The following is a 16998-nucleotide window of genomic DNA, read 5'->3' on the forward strand; positions in this document are numbered from 1 at the left end:
GCCAATGCCCGGCAGACCGACCGGGGAATGTGCGCCCAAGCCTAGGGCCCGCCTCGGGCGGGGCTGCCAACGAGGCCGAGCGTCCCGATCTTCACGACACCTCCACACGGATCCGGGCGATCCCTGATGCCGGGTGTCGCCCGGCACCGCTAGCGTGGCGGTCGTGACGGGGGAACTCATGGGGCATCCGCCGGTCATCTCGACCGCCGGGCTCACCAAGCACTACGGGACGGTCCACGCGTTGACCGACCTCACGGTCGACGTCGGCGAGGGCGTGACGGGACTCGTCGGTGCCAACGGCGCCGGCAAGTCGACGCTGATCAAGATCCTGCTGGGGCTGCTCGAGCCCACGGGCGGGCACGCACGCGTGCTCGGCCACGACATCGAGCAGGAGAGCCAGGAGATCCGACGGCTCGTCGGCTACATGCCCGAGCACGACTGCCTCCCGCCCGACGTCAGCGCCAGCGACTTCGTCGTCCACATGGCGCGGATGTCGGGCCTGGGGGCGTCGGCGGCCCGCGAGCGCGCCGCCGACGTGCTGCGCCACGTCGGCCTCGACGAGGAGCGCTACCGGCCGATGGGCGGCTACTCCACCGGCATGAAGCAGCGCGCCAAGCTCGCCCAGGCGCTCGTCCACGACCCGCGGCTCGTCTTCCTCGACGAGCCGACCAACGGCCTCGACCCCGCCGCCCGCACCGACATGCTGCGGCTCGTGCAGCGCATCGGCAGCGACTTCGGGATCGCCGTCCTCGTGACCTCCCACCTGCTCGGCGAGCTCGAGCAGGTCAGTGACCACGTCATCGTCCTCGACGGCGGCCACCTGCTGCGCAGCAGCGCCACCGGCGAGTTCCTGCAGCGGACCGGCAGCCTGCTGGTCGAGGTGGTCGGCACCGAGGCCGAGCGCGACCGACTCGGCGAGGCGCTCGCCCAGCGCGGGCTCACCTGCCGTCCCCGCGGGGCGATGGTCGCGATCGACCCGCCCCCGCCGGAGCTCGCCGAGGGCGGAGCCGTCCACGACCTGATCCGCGACGTCGCCGCCGACCTCGGCCTGGGCCTGATGCGCCTCCAGCCCGACCGGCACCACCTCGAGGACGTCTTCCTCGAAGGAGGCACCCGTGTCTGACCTCACCCCCGACGCCGGCCGTCCCGGCGTCATCCACGACCTCGGCTACCGCCACTTCGACGGAGTCCGTGAGGGCACCCCGGCGATCGCCCGCAACCTCTTCGTCACCGGCCTGCGCCACGCCTACGGCCTCGGACGGTCGGGCAAGTCCAAGGTGATGCCGTTCCTCCTGCTCGCCATGTCGCTGCTACCGGCCACGATCGTCGTCGGCGTCGTCGTGCTCACCGGCCTCGGCGAGCTCCCGGTGTCCTACGCCGACTACACCAACCAGACGCAGCTGCTCGTGAGCCTCTTCGCGGCCTCGCAGGCGCCGGTGCTGTTCTCCCGCGACCTGCGCCACCGCTCGATCGTGCTCTACCTCGCCCGCCCGCTGGCGGCACCGGTCTTCGCGCTCGTCCGCTGGTTCTCGCTGACCCTCGCGATCTTCCTCTTCACCGCGATCCCGACCGTGGTGCTCTTCGCGGGCGCGATGCTGTCGGGGCTCGACAAGAGCGACCAGACGACGTCGGTGCTCAAGGCGATCGCGCTGCAGGTCCTGCTCGCCATGATGGTCGCCGGCGTCAGCGGGCTGATCTCGTCGGTGTCCCTGCGGCGCGGCTTCGCCGTCGTCGGCTCGGTGATGGCACTCATCGTCCTCACCGGCATCGTCACCGTGATGCAGAACATCGCCTACTACGAGGGCGACAGCGAGTCGGTCTCGGTCGGCGTCGGCCTGCTCTCCCCGTGGTCCCTCTACAACGGCCTCGCCAATGCCTGGGACGCCGGCGTCGACACCCCGGTGCCGGTCGACGGCGCGTGGGTGCCGGCGTACGCCATCGTGGCGGTGCTGCTGGCCGCCGGCTGCCTCCTCGGCCTGGTCGCCCGCTTCCGGAAGGTGGGTTCGCGATGAGCACCCTCGTCCTCGACTCCGCGTCGCGCTGGTTCGGCAACGTGGTCGCGGTCAACGACGTCTCGCTGTCCATCGGGCCCGGCGTGACCGGCCTGCTCGGCCCCAACGGCGCGGGCAAGACCACGCTCATGGCGATGATGTCGGGCTTCCTCGCCCCGTCCGCCGGCCACGTGACGCTCGACGGCCAACCGGTGTGGCGCAACACCGAGACCTACCGCCAGATCGGCCTCGTGCCCGAGCGCGAGCTGAGCTTCGGCTACCTCACCGGCCGCCAGTTCGTCCGCGCCAACGCCGACCTGCACCGGCTGCGCGAGGCGGCCGCCGCCACCGAGCGGATCCTCGAGGTGGTCGACATGGTCGAGCCGGCCGGCCGACGCCTCGACACCTACTCCAAGGGCATGCGCCAGCGCATCAAGATCGCGGCGGCGCTGGTCCACGACCCGACGGTCCTGCTGCTCGACGAGCCGTTCAACGGCGTCGACCCGCGCCAGCGGATGCACCTGATGGACCTCCTGCGGCGGCTCGGCGACGAGGGGCGCACGGTGCTCTTCAGCTCCCACATCCTCGAGGAGGTGGAGCGGCTCGCCCGGCACATCGAGGTCGTGGTCTCCGGCCGGCACGCCGCCTCCGGCGACTTCGGTGCGATCCGCCGCCTGATGACCGACCGGCCGGTGCAGTACGCCGTCCAGTCGAGCGACAACCGCGTCCTCGCCTCCGTGCTGATGGCGCAGGAGTCGGTGCGCTCGGTCAGCCTGCGCGGCGACCAGCTCGACGTCCAGGTCGGTGACCTCGGCAGCTTCGCGGTGGACCTCCCCCGGCTGGCCCGGCAGCACGACGTGACCCTGTTCGAGCTCTCCCCCAGCGACGAGTCGCTGGAGAGCGTCTTCGCCTACCTGGTGGCCCGATGATCAACACGACCATTGCCAAGCTCGCCCTGCAGGCACTGCTGGGCCGACGCCGATTCTTCCTGCTGCTGGCCTTCCCGGTGCTGCTCATCGGCCTGGTCGCGCTCGTCACGGCGCTGGTCGACGGCGACGCGGCCTACGAGGTGCTGCCCAACCTCGGCTACCCGCTCGTGCTCCCGCTCGTCGCGATCCTCGCGGCGTCGTCGGTCCTCGGCCCCGAGGTCGACGACGGCTCGATCGTCTACCTGCTCTCCAAGCCGGTGAACCGCTACGGCATCGCGATCAGCAAGTGGCTGGTGGCGCTCGGCGCCACTCTGGCCGCCGGTGCGCTGCCGATCCTCGTCGCCGCCCTCATCACCGGCGACAGCACCCGGGCGGTGGCGTTGTTCGTCGGCGCCGTCGTCGCGGGGACGGCGTACTCCGCGCTCTTCCTCGCCATCTCCGCGGTCACCCGGCACGCCGTCATCGCGTCGCTGATGTTCGTGCTGATCTGGGAGAGCCTGCTCGGCAACCTCTTCAGCGGCATCGCCTGGCTGAGCATCGGCCAGTGGGGCCTGCGCATCGGCCACGAGATCTCCAGCGCCCTCCCCGACCCCGCCAACCTGGGCTACGCGATCATCGCCAGCCTCGTCGTGACGGTCGTCGGGGCCTGGTTCGCCGGTGACCGGCTGCGCTCGTTCTCCCTCACCGGCGACGAGTAGGACCGCTCAGCCCCCGAAGCCGACCCGGGGGTCGATGCCGGTGCGCAGGCGCCAGGCCAGCACCCCGAGGCGCAGCCCGAGCTGCTGGTCCGCGTCGTCGAGCTCGACGCCGAGCAGCCGCTGGATGCGCTCGAGCCGGTCGTAGAGCGACTGCCGACGGATGCCCAGCGCTGACGCGGCCGCAGCCTTCGACGTGCCGAGCGTCAGGTAGGTGTCCAGGGTGCGCAGGAGCTCGGTGCGGTGCCGGCTGTCGTGCGCGATGAGCGCCCCGACCTGCTCCTCCGCCACGGCAGCCCAGGCCGTCGGTCCGACGGAGGACAGCAGGTGCGATGCGGCGAGGTCCCGGGCCAGCAGCACGCCGTCGCGTCGACCGGTGCGTCGGGCGAGCTCGAGCAGCTCCCGGGCGGTGCCGAGGGCCGGACCGAGCTCGGCCGGGTCACCGACGAGGGGCCCGGCCACCAGCAGCGCCGGCGCCGCGGCACCCACGTCGCCGGACGCACCGACGCCCAGGCGTCGGGCGAGCTCGGCGTGCGCCTCGGTGAGTCCCGTCCTGGCCAGGCCGGGACGGGTCCAGCCACGCACCACCGCGACCACCCGGCTCCCCGCGATCCCGGCCAGCACGGAGGTCGAGACGGTGCGGAGTGCCTGCTCGAGGGCGGGCACCACGTCGGTCAGCGCCGTACCCGGCTCGACGGCGACCGCGATCGGCTGCCAGCCGCGGCCGTCCGCCGGCGGCCAGCCGAGGTCGGCGAGCCGGTCGGTCACCTCGCTGCCGGGCATCGGGCTCGCCGCGCAGAGGTCCGAGACGAGCGACTGGCTCGGGCCCRGCCGCTGGCCCAGCGAACCGGCACGGCCGAGCTCGAGCGCCACGGCCACTGCACCCTGCGCGGCTGCCCGGCGGCGCTGCCGGGTCGCCGTGCCGAGGACGTGCAGCGTGCCGACCACGCCCGCGGGTCCCCGCACCGGCTCGACCACCTCGGCGTCCTCGGCCACCGACACGATCGTGCTCCGCTCCACGAGCTGCTCGTCGCGGTCGCGCAGCTCCACCTCGCTGCCCGCCGCCCGCGACACCTCGTCGAGCAGCGCCCGCAGGCCCCGCCCGTCGATCACCACCTGCGCGAGGTCGCCCCAGCCCGCTCCCCCGCCGGCGTGGGCGCGTTGGCGGACCACGAGCTCGTGGAAGTCCTCGACCATCCGCTCGAAGGGCACCACCTGGCGCAGGCCGAGCACCACCAGCTGACGTCTCCCGGCCGCTTCGAGGATGGCTGCCGGTACCTCGAAGAACGTCCGCCCCAGCTCGAGCGCGAGGGCCGCCAGACCGGCGTCGGCGAGCTGCTCGACGTACGCCGTCAGGTGCTCGGAGGTGCGTCCGTGCAGGCCGAGACCGGTGGTCAGCAGCACCTCTCCCCCGGCCAGCAGCCCGCCCATCTCGAAGACCTCGGAGGAGTGGACCCAGCGCACCAGCACACCGTCGGGGTGGCCCGCGAGGACCTGGGCGCCGGCCGCCCGGAAGGACGGCAGCGCCAGCACGTCGGACAACGGGATCAGCACGCGGCACCTCCGTGGACGGACAATGTGTCAAGAGACTAGTGGCACTGGACGGTCGAGGTGTCCGTTGCCAGGTACCCGGCTGCTCTGGTGGTGTGAGCCGGGACACACCCGCACGGGCGGGAGCGCCACGACGGACGAAGGGCCAGGCGATGATCGACACAGCGGAGCAGACCTTCCTCGACCTCGCGATCGAGCAGGCCAGGATCGGCTGGCAGGAGGGCGGCATCCCCATCGGGGCGGCGCTCGTCCATGACGGCGAGGTGCTCGCCGTCGGCCGCAACCGGCGCGTCCAGATGGGCTCGGCGATCCGGCACGGCGAGACCGACTGCATCGAGAACGCCGGCCGCCTCCCGGCACGCGTCTACCGGGCCAGCACCCTCTACACGACGCTCTCGCCGTGCTTCATGTGCGCCGGCACGTCGGTGCTCTACGACATCCCGCGCATCGTCATCGGGGAGAACCGGACCTTCGAGGCCTCCGAGTCGTGGTTGGCCTCACGCGGGGTCGAGCTCGTGGTGGCCGACGACGCAACGTGCAAGTCACTGATGGACACGATGATCGCCGAGAAGCCCGAGCTGTGGGCCGAGGACATCGGGGAGGAGGCATGAACACCCCACTGAGAGCCACCACGTCCCCCACGACCGAGGTCATCGATCCCGACTACCCGGTCACCCCTGTCCCCCGGCACGCCCGCAAGTCCTTCATCTCGCTCGCGGTCGTGCTCCTCGGGTTCACCGTCTTCACCCCCACCATGCTCGCCGGGGCCCAGCTCGGGGCGGCGTTCACGCTCTCCGAGCTGGTCCAGGTCATCCTGCTCGGCTCGCTCGTGCTCGGCGTCTACGTCGCGGTGCTCGGCTGGATCGGCGCCCGCACGGGCCTGACCACGGTCGTGATGTCGCGCTACGTGCTGGGCCAGCGGGGTGCCAAGCTCGCCTCGATCCTGCTCGGCGGCACCCAGATCGGGTGGTACGGCGTCGTCATCGGCACCATCGGCGACCTCACCGCTCAGGCGCTGAGCTGGGAGTCGTACCCGGCTCGTGCCACCGTGATGATCCTCGCGAGCGCCCTGATGTGCCTCACCGCCTGCTACGGCTACCGCGGGATGTTCTGGGTCTCGGCGATCTCCACGCCCCTGATCCTGGTGCTCGCCTTCTGGGTGCTGCTGCGCTCGCTCGAGGAGGTCGGTGGCTRGTCGGGCCTCGCACAGATCGAGCCGGACGCCACGATGACCTGGTCGGTCGCGATCACCACCGTCGTCGGGACGTTCGTCTCGGCCGGCACGCAGGCACCCAACTGGACCCGCTTCGCGAAGACCGGCGGCCAGGCCGTCCTCGCGTGCGCGATCGGGTTCCTGATCGGCAACGGGCTGATGATCTTCTTCGGCGCGACGGGCGCGATGACCTTCGGCGAGGGCGACTTCGTCCTGGTGCTCTACAACCTCGGGCTGGTCGGGTGGGGCCTGTTCCTCCTCTTCGGCAACCTGTGGAAGTCGAACGCCGACACCGCCTACGCCTTCGGTGTCGCCGGCGCCGAGCTCTTCGAGAAGCCGTCGAAGCTGCCGTTCGTGGTCGGCGGCTCGGTCATCGGCACGGTGCTGGCCCTCGTCGGGGTGCAGAACCACCTCGTCGACTACCTGGTCCTGCTCGGCGTGTTCATCCCGCCCCTCGGCGGCGTCATCATCGGCGACTACCTCGCCCGCTGGCGCGCCGGCATGCCCGAGGGCCACCCGGTCGAGCCCTTCCACTGGGTCAACCTCGGGATCTACGCGCTGGCCAGCGCCCTCGCGTATGCCGCCAACGAGACCGGATTCTTCGTCCCGCCCGTCATCGGGGTGCTGGTCGCGCTCGTCCTGGCCTTCGTGGTCGGGCGCCGGCGGGCCGGCAGCGTCGCCTGACGCGCGGCACGCCGCCCCTGCGGGCTGACGCACCGCACGGGCGGCGTGCCCCACTAGGCTCGTGGTGTGGACCTTCCCGTGATGCCGCCGGTGCAGCCGATGCTCGCCAAGAGCGTCAGCGGCGTCCCCGACCCGGCGAAGCACGGCGGCCTGAGCTTCGAGCCCAAGTGGGACGGCTTCCGGTGCCTGGTCTTCAAGGACGGCGACGAGGTCGAGCTCGCCAGCCGCAACACCAAGCCGCTCACCCGCTACTTCCCCGAGGTCGTCGAGGCCGTACGCCGCCAGCTGCCCGAGCGCATCGTGCTCGACGGCGAGATCTTCGTCGGCCTGCAGGGCCCCGACGGGTGGCGGCTGGAGTTCGAGACCCTCCAGGAGCGGATCCACCCCGCCGCGAGCCGGGTCGACAAGCTCTCGGTCGAGACACCGGCCGGTTTCGTCGCCTTCGACCTGCTGGCGCTCGGCGACGAGTCCTTCATGCACCGCCCGCTCTCCGAGCGCCGCGCCGCGCTCGTCGAGGCGCTCGGCCACCTCGACGGGAGCGGCCCGTGCTTCCTCACCCGCACCACCGAGGACCCCGCCGAGGCGGAGCGGTGGTTCGAGGAGTTCGAGGGCGCCGGGCTCGACGGCGTCGTCGCCAAGCCGCTCGGGTCGGCGTACGAGCCCAACAAGCGCACCATGCTCAAGATCAAGCACGAGCGCACGGCCGACGTCGTCCTCGCCGGCTACCGCGAGCACAAGACCTCGACCCCCGAGGAGCCGCTGATCGGCTCGCTCCTCCTGGGCCTGTACGACGACGACGGCGAGCTGCAGCACATCGGCGTCTCGGCCAGCTTCACCGCCACGCGGCGCGCCGAGCTCTGGCACGAGCTCCAGCCCCTGGTCTGCGACATCGCCGACCACCCGTGGGGCCGGTGGAACGAGTTCCTCACCGCCAACCCCGACCGCGTCCCCGGCACCCAGAGCCGGTGGAGCGCCGGCAAGGACCTCGGGTTCACCGCCCTGCGCCCCGAGCGGGTGCTGGAGGTGAAGTACGACCACATGGAGGGTCGGCGGTTCCGGCACACCGCCCACTTCAAGAGGTGGCGCACCGACCGCGACCCGGAGAGCTGCGGCTACGGCCAGCTCGACGAGCCGGCGGGCTACGACCTCACTAGAATTCTCAGTACCGAACCCGGAGGCGAGTCATGACCGACCACACCGACATCCCCGACGACTCGATCCACGACGGGGAGGGCACATACGACGTCGTGCTCCTCGTCGAGCAGGCCCTCACGGCCGCGGACGCGAAGCAGGTGCGCTCGCTGCACGCCGAGATCGAGGACACCGTCGTCTACCACGTCCTGCTGCCGCTCGAGGACGCCGCAGCCCGCATCGAGGCCTCGCTCGGCACCCTCGGTGCCGGCGACCTGATGGCCGCGCCGGCCCTGGCGATGAACGACGTCGACATCGAGGCGCTGCGCCGCGAGTGCGAGGAGAACTCCTCCTCCGACCTGCACAAGACGCTCCTCGCGATCCACGACGCCGGCGGGAAGGCGACCGGCAAGGTCACGTCCGAGCCGCCGGTCGACGCTCTCGCCGCGCTGGTCACCTCGGTCGACGCACGCGAGGCGATCATCCTGACCCGCTCCCACGTGGTCGCGGAGTTCTTCCACGTCGACTGGACCTCCCGCGCCCGCCGCAAGCTCGGCGTCCCGGTCCTCCACCTGATCGAGCACGAGAACTTCGACGAGCAGGCCTCCGGCTCCGGCGAGGGCGTCACCGGCGTCTGAGCCGGCGAGGGTCAGCGGCGCGTGACGCGGCGTACGACGGCGCGGCGGAGGATGGCGGCCGCCTCCCGGCCACCCACGGTGGGCTCGGGCGCCCGCCGGGCCTTCTCGAGGTCGCGGCGCAGCTGCTGCACCGTCGCCCGCTGCGCGTCGCGCGCCTGGCGCCCGGCGAGCGTCGACTCGGCCTTGGTGTGGTCGAAGGTGAGCGCGACGGCGTCGGCGTAGCGCGTGCGGTAGTCCTCGTGGATGTCGTCGAGCCGCGCGAGCGTGTCGACGTCGTGCGGCGTGGTGGTGAGCACGCCGAGCAGCTGCCAGACCTCCTCCGCCATGTCGCGCAGCCAGTCGGGCGTGCGGACGTCGTCCCAGGTGAGCTGCGACTTGCGCATCGAGGGCTCGATGAAGTCGTCGACCGGGTGGTGGTCCCGGTGCTCCGGGGAGGCCGCGAGGTCGGCGTTGAAGTCGAGCTCGAGCTGCTGCTGGACGGGCGCGAGGGCCGCGCGCCAGTCGGCCAGCAGGTCGGCGTACCGCACGAACGAGCGCCTGGATCCACGGCCGGCCTGCTCGGTGAGGAGCGCGGCGTGCACCCAGCCGGCGACGTTGGACGTCTCCTTGGTGAGCCGCAGCTCCTCGGACTGGCTGGAGAGGTAGGCGATGTCACGGGAGCCGACGACCTCGGCGGGGTGGCGCAGCGCGGTCAGCCAGCGCAGGTCGGCGCCCAGCTCGGCGCTGACGACCTCCCACACCTGGGCGAACCAGAACGCGTGCGGGTCCTTGACCACGATCTGGTCGCCCGCCTGGTCGTACTCGGCCAGCTGGCCGGACAGCCACTCGTGCAGCTCACCGGTCGGGAGGCCGGTCCCGACGTAGCGCGCGACGATGTCGACGGCGGCCGGGCGGCTGTCGATGTTGAAGAGCGCGAGCTCCTTGAGGTGGCGCTTGTGGAAGTCGATGACCCACTGCGGCTCGTAGAACCCGCGCGGGTTGGTCTCGGACGCCTCGACCTCGGGCTGCGGCACGTGGAGGCCGAGCCGCTTCAGGGTGCCGGCGAGGGAGCTCGTGCCACTGCGCCCCGAACCGGACACCAGGACGAGCGGGGTGGAGGACGTCGGCATGCGGGTCACCCTATCGGCCGGTGTTGCTCCCCCTAGGATCGTGGCGACCCGCTCCCGGACAGGACTGAGGACCACGTGGCACTGACCGACAGGCTCGGCGGGAAGGTGCGCTCCGCGATGCGCCGGGCGCGCCGCGACGGGCCGCTCGACGTCGTCTACGTCCTCTTCAACGCCGACGGGATGGGCGGCACCGCGCGCTCCGGGATCGAGCAGGCCAACGCCCTCCTCGGCCTCGGCGAGGGTCACCGCGTCCGCATCCTCAGCATCACGCGCAGCGGCGACGAGACCCACTACCCGCTCGCCGACGGTCTCGAGGTCACCTACCTCGTCGACGTACGCCCCGAGCGTCCCGTCGCTGTCTCCGGCGACCACCCGGCCGAGCTCGCCGAGCGCGAGTCCACGATCGTGCCGCGCAGCTGGGACGCGCTCTACAACGCCCTCACCGACGCCGCCGCGCGCGAGGCGCTCGGCAGCATCGAGGCCGACGTCCTCGTCACCACCACACCGGAGCTGCTCGCAGTGGTCGCCCAGCTCGCGCCGGCCGACATCGCACTGGTGCACCAGGAGCACCGGGCCTCCTCGAGCCGGGTCAACGACCTCGGCGCGCTGCTGCAGTTCGCCCCGCGGGCCGACGTCGTCGTCTCGCTGACCGAGTCGATGTCGCGCTGGCTGGCCGGACGCCTCGGCGGCGCCGCCCCCGAGCTGCAGGTCATCCCCAACCCGCTGCCCTCGCACCCGCAGCCGCGCTCCCCGCTCGACCAGAAGACGTTCGTCACGGCCGGCCGGCTGGCTCCGGAGAAGCAGTTCGAGCACGTCGTCGACGCCTTCTGGCGCATCCACGAGCAGCTGCCGGGCTGGACGCTGACGATCTGGGGCGACGGGCCTCGCGCCGACAACCTCGCCGCGCAGGTGCGCAAGCTCGGGCTCGAGGACCGCGTCCACCTCCCCGGCTCGACCGACGACCTCGCCGCCGAGTGGGCACGCACGAGCGTGGCCGTCCTCGCCTCCCGCGGCGAGGGCTACCCGCTCGTCCTGCAGGAGGCGATGTCGGCGGGCGTGCCCCCGGTGTCGTACGACTGCCCGTCGGGCCCCCGCGAGATGATCACCCACGACGTCGACGGGCTCCTCGTGCCTCCGGCGTCCAAGGCGGCCCTCGCCGCCGCGATGCTCCGGATCGCCACCGACGACGACCTGCGCAGCCGCATCGGCACCGCCGCCCTGGAGCGCTCGCACCACTGGGACGGCGAGGTGCTGGCCCGACAGTGGGTCGAGACCTTCCGCACCGCCGTCGCCCGCCGTGCCGACCCGCTCGCCCCGCGCCGGGTGCTGCACGGCCTCCGCCCCGGTCCGCTCGGCGACCTGCCCGAGACCACCGGCGCCGCGGGCGTCACCCCCGCCCAGGCACGTACGACGGCCCTGCGGGCGCTGACGTCCGCGGCCGCCGCGACCGGCGAAGGCTGGTTCGTGGTGCCGGCCCGCGGGCTCGACCTGCACCCGGTGGTCGTCGTCCCGTCGTCACGCCGCGGCGCCTTCCTGTCCGCGCTCGCCTCCGGACCGGTGCCCGACTGGCTGTCGGTGCGCGACCCGGCCGAGCGCGGCTGGCCCGAGCGCCGCGGCACTGTCGCGGTGATGACCGACGAGCTCGCTCGCACCCGCACGGCGACGCTGTTCCTCGAACCGTGGCCGATGCGCGGCGGGCACGACGGCGTGCTCGGCGAGGGAGTCGAGGTCGGCGTGCAGTTCTGGGAGGAGTCGCCCGACGGCGACCTGCTCGCGCCCGGCCCGAACCGCTACGGCGACCGGGTGCCGGCCGGCACGCCCCGCACCACCACCACGGTCGAGGACGTCGAGGTGCCGACCCTCGAGGTGATGGCGCTCCCGACGATCGACGACTGCCGCTTCGACGTCGACGTCGTCTACACCTGGGTCGACGGCGACGACGAGGCCTGGCTCGCCGCCCGCGACGAGCGGATCCGCGAGCTCGGCGGCACCCCGAGCGCCCGCGCAGGGGGAGCCTCGCGCTACCGCAGCCGCGACGAGCTGCGCTACTCGATGCGCAGCATCCACCTCTTCGCGCCGTGGGTGCGACGGATCCACCTCGTCACCGCCGGCCAGGTCCCCCCGTGGCTCGACACGACGCACGACCGCGTGCGGGTCGTCGACCACCGCGAGATCCTGCCGGAGTCGGCGCTGCCGACCTTCAGCTCGCACGCGATCGAGACCCGTCTGCACGCCGTGCCCGACCTCGCCGAGCACTTCGTCTACGTCAACGACGACGTCTTCCTCGGCCGTCCGCGACGTCCCGAGCACTTCTTCCGCCCCGGTGGCCAGTACGCCGCGTTCGTCGCCGACCACCGCGCCATCGGCCTCCCCGGCACCGACGACCGGCCCTACCTGACCGCCGCTCAGAACAACCGCCGCGTGCTCGCCGACGCGTTCGGGGTGGCGCTGACCCACACGATGATGCACAGCCCGCACCCGCAGCGCCGTACGACCTTGGAGGAGATCGCCGCCCGTTTCCCGGCCGAGGTCGAGCGCACCACGCACGCGCCGTTCCGCTCCGAGACCGACCTGTCGATGCTGTCATCCTTCGCGCAGACCTACGGGCTGATCACCGGCCAGGCCTTCCGCGCCGGCGCCCACCACGGCTACGTCGACCTCGGCCACCAGCAGCTGCCCGTCCAGCTGAAGCAGATGCTCCGGCGCGACCGCGACTTCTTCTGCATCGCCGACAACCTCCTCGCCGCCTTCGACGAGGAGCGCGCCGACGGCTTGCTCCACGAGTTCCTCGAGCAGTACTTCCCGATCCCCGCCCCCTGGGAGCTCGGCTGAGCGGTGCGTGAGACATCTTCCGAGCGCCCAGAACCTGCGTCACTCACCGCCCGAGGGGGCCACGCCGTCAGGTGCCCTCGACCCGGTTCCCGTCGGCGTCCCAGTGGGACTCGACCTTCTTCGACGGCTGCACGCGCGGCGGCTCACCGGGCATCTTGGGGTGGTCGGGCGGGTAGTTCAGCTCGACGGGGTGCTCGTCCCAGAGGTCGAGGAGCGGCTGGAGCGAGTGGTGCACGTCGTCGATCGATGCCCACGGGTCGCCATCGACGGCAAGCCGCGACGGCACCGAGAACAGGTTGAGGTCCGACGGTGAGGTCAGGCCGGCGAGCTCGTCCCACGTCACCGGCGTCGACACCGGGGCGCCGGCGATGGGCCGCAGGGAGTACGCCGACGCGATCGTCCGGTCGCGGGTGTTCTGGTTGAAGTCGACGAAGATCCGCTCGCCGCGCTCCTCCTTCCACCACGCGGTGGTCACCCCGTCGTCACGCTTCTCCAGCTCGCGGCCGAAGGCGATGGCGGCATGGCGGACGGCCGCGAAGTCCCACTTCGGCTCGATCCGGACGTAGACATGGATGCCGCGGTTGCCCGAGGTCTTCGCGAAGCCCGTCATGCCGAGGTCGTCGATCAGCTCGCGGGCAACACCGGCGACCCGTACTGCGTCGGCGAACGTCGTGCCCGGCTGGGGGTCGAGGTCGATGCGCAGCTCGTCCGGGTGGTCCACGTCGGAGCGGCGCACGGGCCACGGGTGGAAGGTCAGCGTGCCCATGTGGGCGCACCAGACCGGCACCGCGATCTCGGTCGGGCAGATCTCGTCGGCCGTGCGCCCGGACGGGAAGGTGATCGTCGCGGTCTCGAGGTAGTCGGGCGCGCCCTTGGGCACTCGCTTCTGATAGAACGCGTCGGCGTTGCGGTCCTGGGGTCCCGTCGCCAGCTTCATGCCGGGACGGACGCCGCTCGTCCACCGCTCGAGCGCGGTCGGCCGGTCGCGCAACGCGCGCATCAGGCCGTCCTCGACGCTGGTGAAGTACTCCGCGACCATCAGCTTGGTGACCGCCGGGGTGCGGTCGGTCGCCTCGTAGATCACCCGATCGGGGGACGAGATCCTGACCTCGCGCTCCCCCGCCCGGACGTACGCCTCCGACGCCTTTGCCATGCAGCGACCCTAGCCGGGCCGCACGCTGGAGCGCCTCCGTAAACTGGGGGCATGGCCTACGACGTGCAGAAGACCGACGAGCAGTGGCGCGAGCAGCTCGACCCCGAAGAGTACGCCGTCCTCCGCCAGGCCGGCACGGAGCGCGCGTTCACCGGTGAGTACACCGACACCGAGACCGAGGGCACCTACTCGTGCAAGGCCTGCGGGTCGGAGCTGTTCACCAGCGACACCAAGTTCCACTCCGGCTGCGGCTGGCCGAGCTTCTACCAGCCGATGACCGACACGGTGGAGTACATCGAGGACAACGCCCACGGCATGAAGCGCGTGGAGGTCCGTTGCGCGACGTGCGGCTCGCACCTCGGCCACGTCTTCCCCGACGGCTTCGGCACGCCGACCGGCGACCGCTACTGCATCAACTCGATCAGCATCACGCTCAACGAGAAGAAGTAGTCACTCCACGGGGACCAGCGCCGAGCTGATCCGCACCAGCCCGTCGCCGTACGTCGCGTCGGCCCACTCCTGGATCGACCCGTCGTCGAACACGACCTGCGCGTCGAGCGAGTCCGGCGACGTCGAGCCGCTGGTCAGCAGCTGGTCACCGAGCGCGGCCTGCAGCTCCTGGTTCACCTCGTTGAGGTCGGCGTCGGTGCGCTCGACGGTGGTCACGCAGAGCATCCCGCCCCACGTCGTGCGCAGCTCGGCCTCGGCGCCCTCGGCGTCCTCGGTGACGGCGACGTTGATCGTGTTTCCGGTGAGCCACGCGGAGGCGTACGTCGGCAGCGCGGAGGCCGCGGCGAGCGTGGCGTCCATGTCCTCGGGGGTCGCCTTGGCCGTGTCGGTCGTGGTCGGGCTGTCGCACGCGGCGGCGAGCGGCTCCTCCTCGGGCGCGGCCATGGTGTCGTAGAGGGCAGCGGGGATCGCGTCGGTGACGGTGAAGGTGGTGCCGTCGAAGGTGCCGGTCAGGGCGTAGGAGCCCCACCGCACCCCGGAGGCCTCCTCGGAGCCTGCATCGCCCCAGTCGAAGTCGGCGAGCGCGGGGCCGCCGCACTGGGGCGGGTAGGACTCCGCCACGGCACCCAGGCACAGCTCCGGACCGTCGCCTTCGTCGATCACCATCACCAGTCCGCTCGTGCGCACCTCACCGTCGGGCACGGGCTGCGGCACCTCGCCGGACGACGCATCGGCGGCGGCCCCGGAGCCCGAGGCAGGATCCACGGCCCTCATCTCGGCCTCGGTGGAGCAGGCGGTGGCACCCAGGACGGTCAGCACGGCAGCAGCAGCGAGGATCCTCATGATGCTCCGACGCTACTGCGGACGGGGCCGTTCCCGGGTCAGCCGTCGCCGCGGCACGCCACCGGCAGGTGCGCCTCGCGCCACGCCTTGAAGCCGCCCACCACGTCGGTCGCGTCGAGGCCGAGGCTGCGCAGCGCGTCGGCGGCGAGGCTTGAGGTGTAGCCCTCCTGGCACAGCACCAGGATGCGGGTGTCGTACGACGCCTCCTCCAGGCGCGCGTCCGAGCGCGGGTCGAACCGCCACTCGAGCACGTTGCGCTCGACCACCAGCGGGCCCACCGCGGGGTGCACCTCCCCCTCTTCCGCCCGCTGTGCCGCGGGGCGGATGTCGACGAGCACCGCGCCGCCGAGTGCCTCCCGGTAGGCGGTCTTGACGTCGACCCGGTCCAGCCGACTGCGGGCGTCGGCGAGCAGGGCGTCGATGCCGTCGTACCGGACGGTCGAGACGGTGCTCACCAGGACTCGCCGCGCTGCTCGACGCTCGTCACCTGCAGCCGTCCGCGGACGAGCTCGTAGCGCGTCATCGCGGCCAGGCCCGGGGCGTAGGCGTGCAGCGAGACGGCGGTCTCGGTGCCGTGGTTGACGACGTCGTGGATGTGGCTGCCGTCGAACTCGCGCACCGACGACGCCCCGAGGGTCCCGGCCGTGGCGACGCCGGTCCAGACGTACTCGGTCAGCGACCCGGCGAGGATGACGAAGGCGCCGCTCGCCGAGCCGTGGTCGTGCCAGCCGGTGCTCGAGCCGGCGGGCCAGGTGATCAGCCAGATGTCGGCGCCGGCGCCCGCGCCGACGCGGGCCCAGGTGCGCTCCGGGACGGACAGGTCGACGTGCGCGAGCGGGTCGTGGGTGGCGAGGTGCTCGGCGAGCGCGGTGCGGGCAGCCTCTTGTCGGTCGGTCGTGCGGCTCGACGCACGACCCGTCGAGCGGACGGCGGGGGCCTGGGAGGTGGGGAAGGTGGCGGTCATGGGTCCTCCTGAGAACAATGTTGAGTGACTTACTCTACATTGCCCAGTCGACGACTGGGGCCATGTCCAGCACCCGGCGCGCCGCGTCAGGGCAGGCGGTCGAGCAGCTCCTGCGGCGTGACCCGGGCGCCGGTGTAGAACGGCACCTCCTCGCGCACGTGGCGACGGGCGTCGGACGCGCGCAGGTCGCGCATGAGGTCCACGATCCGGTGCAGCTCGTCGGCCTCGAAGGCGAGCATCCACTCGTAGTCGCCGAGGGCGAAGGACGCGACCGTGTTGGCGCGCACGTCGGCGTAGCCGCGGGCCTGCTGGCCGTGCTGGGCGAGCATCCGGCGACGCTCGCCGTCGTCGAGGAGGTACCACTCGTAGGACCGCACGAACGGGTACACGCACACATGGGCGCGGGGCTCCTCGTCGGCGAGGAACGCCGGGATGTGCGACTTGTTGAACTCCGCCGGCCGGTGCAGCGCCATCTGCGACCACACCGGGTCGAGGCGGCGACCGAAGGCCGTGCGCCGGAAGGCGTTGTAGGCGCCCTGCAGCTGCTGGGAGTCGGCCGCGTGCCACCACACCATGACGTCGGCGTCGGCGCGCAGGCCGCTGACGTCGTAGATGCCGCGCACGACGACGTCCTGCTCGGCCAGCACCTCGAGGAGCGCCTCGACGTCGGTCGCCTCGGCGGCGCGGTCGGCGTCGTCGCCCAGGACGTCGCGGAGCCGGAACACCGACCACATCGTGTAGCGGATGGTGTCGTTGAGCTCCCGCGTGCGGGCGGCGTTGGTCTGCTCGGCAGAGGTCGGGGTCGGCTCGCTCAT

The 16998-nt window shown here is 72.2% G+C and carries 17 protein-coding genes; 10 read left to right on the forward strand and 7 right to left on the reverse strand.

Annotated elements, in window-relative coordinates; translation table 11 throughout:
* Window positions 1-163: 163 nt before the first annotated feature.
* From AC1DP1_RS03065 to AC1DP1_RS03080, 4 genes are read left to right on the forward strand one after another with little or no spacing between them, the layout of a single operon-like run.
* Entirely contained in the window at window positions 164-1123 is a 960-nt protein-coding gene (locus tag AC1DP1_RS03065) for an ABC transporter ATP-binding protein (protein WP_457187283.1), read from the forward strand.
* Window positions 1116-2012, forward strand: a complete 897-nt coding sequence (locus AC1DP1_RS03070) for an ABC transporter permease (protein WP_477505587.1) — start codon at window positions 1116-1118, stop codon at window positions 2010-2012. The genes AC1DP1_RS03065 and AC1DP1_RS03070 overlap by 8 nt, the downstream gene beginning before the upstream one ends.
* The gene (locus AC1DP1_RS03075) at window positions 2009-2920 is read left to right on the forward strand and encodes an ABC transporter ATP-binding protein (RefSeq protein WP_477505588.1); all 912 of its coding nucleotides are present in this window, start codon (window positions 2009-2011) and stop codon (window positions 2918-2920) included. Before AC1DP1_RS03070 ends, AC1DP1_RS03075 begins: the two co-directional genes overlap by 4 nt.
* A complete protein-coding gene (locus tag AC1DP1_RS03080) occupies window positions 2917-3618 on the forward strand; it encodes an ABC transporter permease (protein WP_457187277.1) in 702 nt (233 codons plus the stop codon). The genes AC1DP1_RS03075 and AC1DP1_RS03080 overlap by 4 nt, the downstream gene beginning before the upstream one ends.
* Window positions 3619-3624: 6 nt before the next feature.
* Here AC1DP1_RS03080 and AC1DP1_RS03085 read toward each other — a convergent pair whose 3' ends face one another.
* Entirely contained in the window at window positions 3625-5169 is a 1545-nt protein-coding gene (locus AC1DP1_RS03085; protein WP_477505589.1) for a helix-turn-helix domain-containing protein, read from the reverse strand.
* A gap of 149 nt (window positions 5170-5318) precedes the next feature.
* Here AC1DP1_RS03085 and AC1DP1_RS03090 point away from each other — a divergent pair, with 149 nt between their 5' ends.
* The 4 genes from AC1DP1_RS03090 (at window position 5319) to AC1DP1_RS03105 (ending at window position 8832) form a co-directional block, all read left to right on the forward strand.
* On the forward strand, window positions 5319-5777 hold the full coding sequence (locus tag AC1DP1_RS03090) for a nucleoside deaminase (protein ID WP_457187273.1): 459 nt from the start codon (window positions 5319-5321) through the stop codon (window positions 5775-5777).
* The gene (gene codB, locus AC1DP1_RS03095) at window positions 5774-7063 is read left to right on the forward strand and encodes a cytosine permease (protein WP_477505590.1); all 1290 of its coding nucleotides are present in this window, start codon (window positions 5774-5776) and stop codon (window positions 7061-7063) included. Before AC1DP1_RS03090 ends, codB begins: the two co-directional genes overlap by 4 nt.
* A 66-nt stretch (window positions 7064-7129) precedes the next feature.
* Window positions 7130-8251 carry an ATP-dependent DNA ligase gene (locus AC1DP1_RS03100; RefSeq protein ID WP_477505591.1) on the forward strand — a complete coding sequence of 374 codons (1122 nt, stop codon included), beginning with the start codon at window positions 7130-7132 and terminating at the stop codon, window positions 8249-8251.
* Window positions 8248-8832, forward strand: a complete 585-nt coding sequence (locus tag AC1DP1_RS03105; RefSeq protein WP_457187268.1) for a hypothetical protein — start codon at window positions 8248-8250, stop codon at window positions 8830-8832. The genes AC1DP1_RS03100 and AC1DP1_RS03105 overlap by 4 nt, the downstream gene beginning before the upstream one ends.
* Window positions 8833-8843: 11 nt before the next feature.
* Here AC1DP1_RS03105 and AC1DP1_RS03110 read toward each other — a convergent pair whose 3' ends face one another.
* Entirely contained in the window at window positions 8844-9941 is a 1098-nt protein-coding gene (locus AC1DP1_RS03110; RefSeq protein ID WP_477505592.1) for a sulfotransferase family protein, read from the reverse strand.
* Between the two features lie 75 nt (window positions 9942-10016).
* Between AC1DP1_RS03110 and AC1DP1_RS03115 the strand changes: the two genes are divergently transcribed.
* Window positions 10017-12773, forward strand: a complete 2757-nt coding sequence (locus tag AC1DP1_RS03115) for a stealth conserved region 3 domain-containing protein (RefSeq protein ID WP_477505593.1) — start codon at window positions 10017-10019, stop codon at window positions 12771-12773.
* Window positions 12774-12840: 67 nt separating this feature from the next.
* Here AC1DP1_RS03115 and AC1DP1_RS03120 read toward each other — a convergent pair whose 3' ends face one another.
* Window positions 12841-13926 (reverse strand): DNA polymerase domain-containing protein, encoded by a 1086-nt coding sequence (locus tag AC1DP1_RS03120; RefSeq protein ID WP_477505594.1) that lies wholly within the window; start codon window positions 13924-13926, stop codon window positions 12841-12843.
* A 51-nt stretch (window positions 13927-13977) separates the two neighbouring features.
* On the opposite strand from AC1DP1_RS03120, the gene msrB reads away from it, so the two are divergent.
* Entirely contained in the window at window positions 13978-14376 is a 399-nt protein-coding gene (gene msrB / locus AC1DP1_RS03125; protein ID WP_191193079.1) for a peptide-methionine (R)-S-oxide reductase MsrB, read from the forward strand.
* On the opposite strand, the gene AC1DP1_RS03130 is transcribed toward msrB, so the two are convergent.
* From AC1DP1_RS03130 to hemQ, 4 genes are all read right to left on the reverse strand, one after another.
* On the reverse strand, window positions 14377-15219 hold the full coding sequence (locus AC1DP1_RS03130) for a hypothetical protein (protein ID WP_477505595.1): 843 nt from the start codon (window positions 15217-15219) through the stop codon (window positions 14377-14379).
* A gap of 38 nt (window positions 15220-15257) precedes the next feature.
* Window positions 15258-15674 (reverse strand): rhodanese-like domain-containing protein, encoded by a 417-nt coding sequence (locus AC1DP1_RS03135; RefSeq protein ID WP_477505596.1) that lies wholly within the window; start codon window positions 15672-15674, stop codon window positions 15258-15260.
* Window positions 15671-16183 carry a cysteine dioxygenase gene (locus tag AC1DP1_RS03140; RefSeq protein ID WP_477505597.1) on the reverse strand — a complete coding sequence of 171 codons (513 nt, stop codon included), beginning with the start codon at window positions 16181-16183 and terminating at the stop codon, window positions 15671-15673. The genes AC1DP1_RS03135 and AC1DP1_RS03140 overlap by 4 nt, the downstream gene beginning before the upstream one ends.
* Before the next feature lie 86 nt (window positions 16184-16269).
* Window positions 16270-16998, reverse strand: coding sequence for a hydrogen peroxide-dependent heme synthase (hemQ, locus tag AC1DP1_RS03145; RefSeq protein ID WP_477505598.1), 729 nt, complete (start codon window positions 16996-16998; stop codon window positions 16270-16272).

It is taken from the genome of Nocardioides sp. P4_G10, assembly GCF_056401175.1.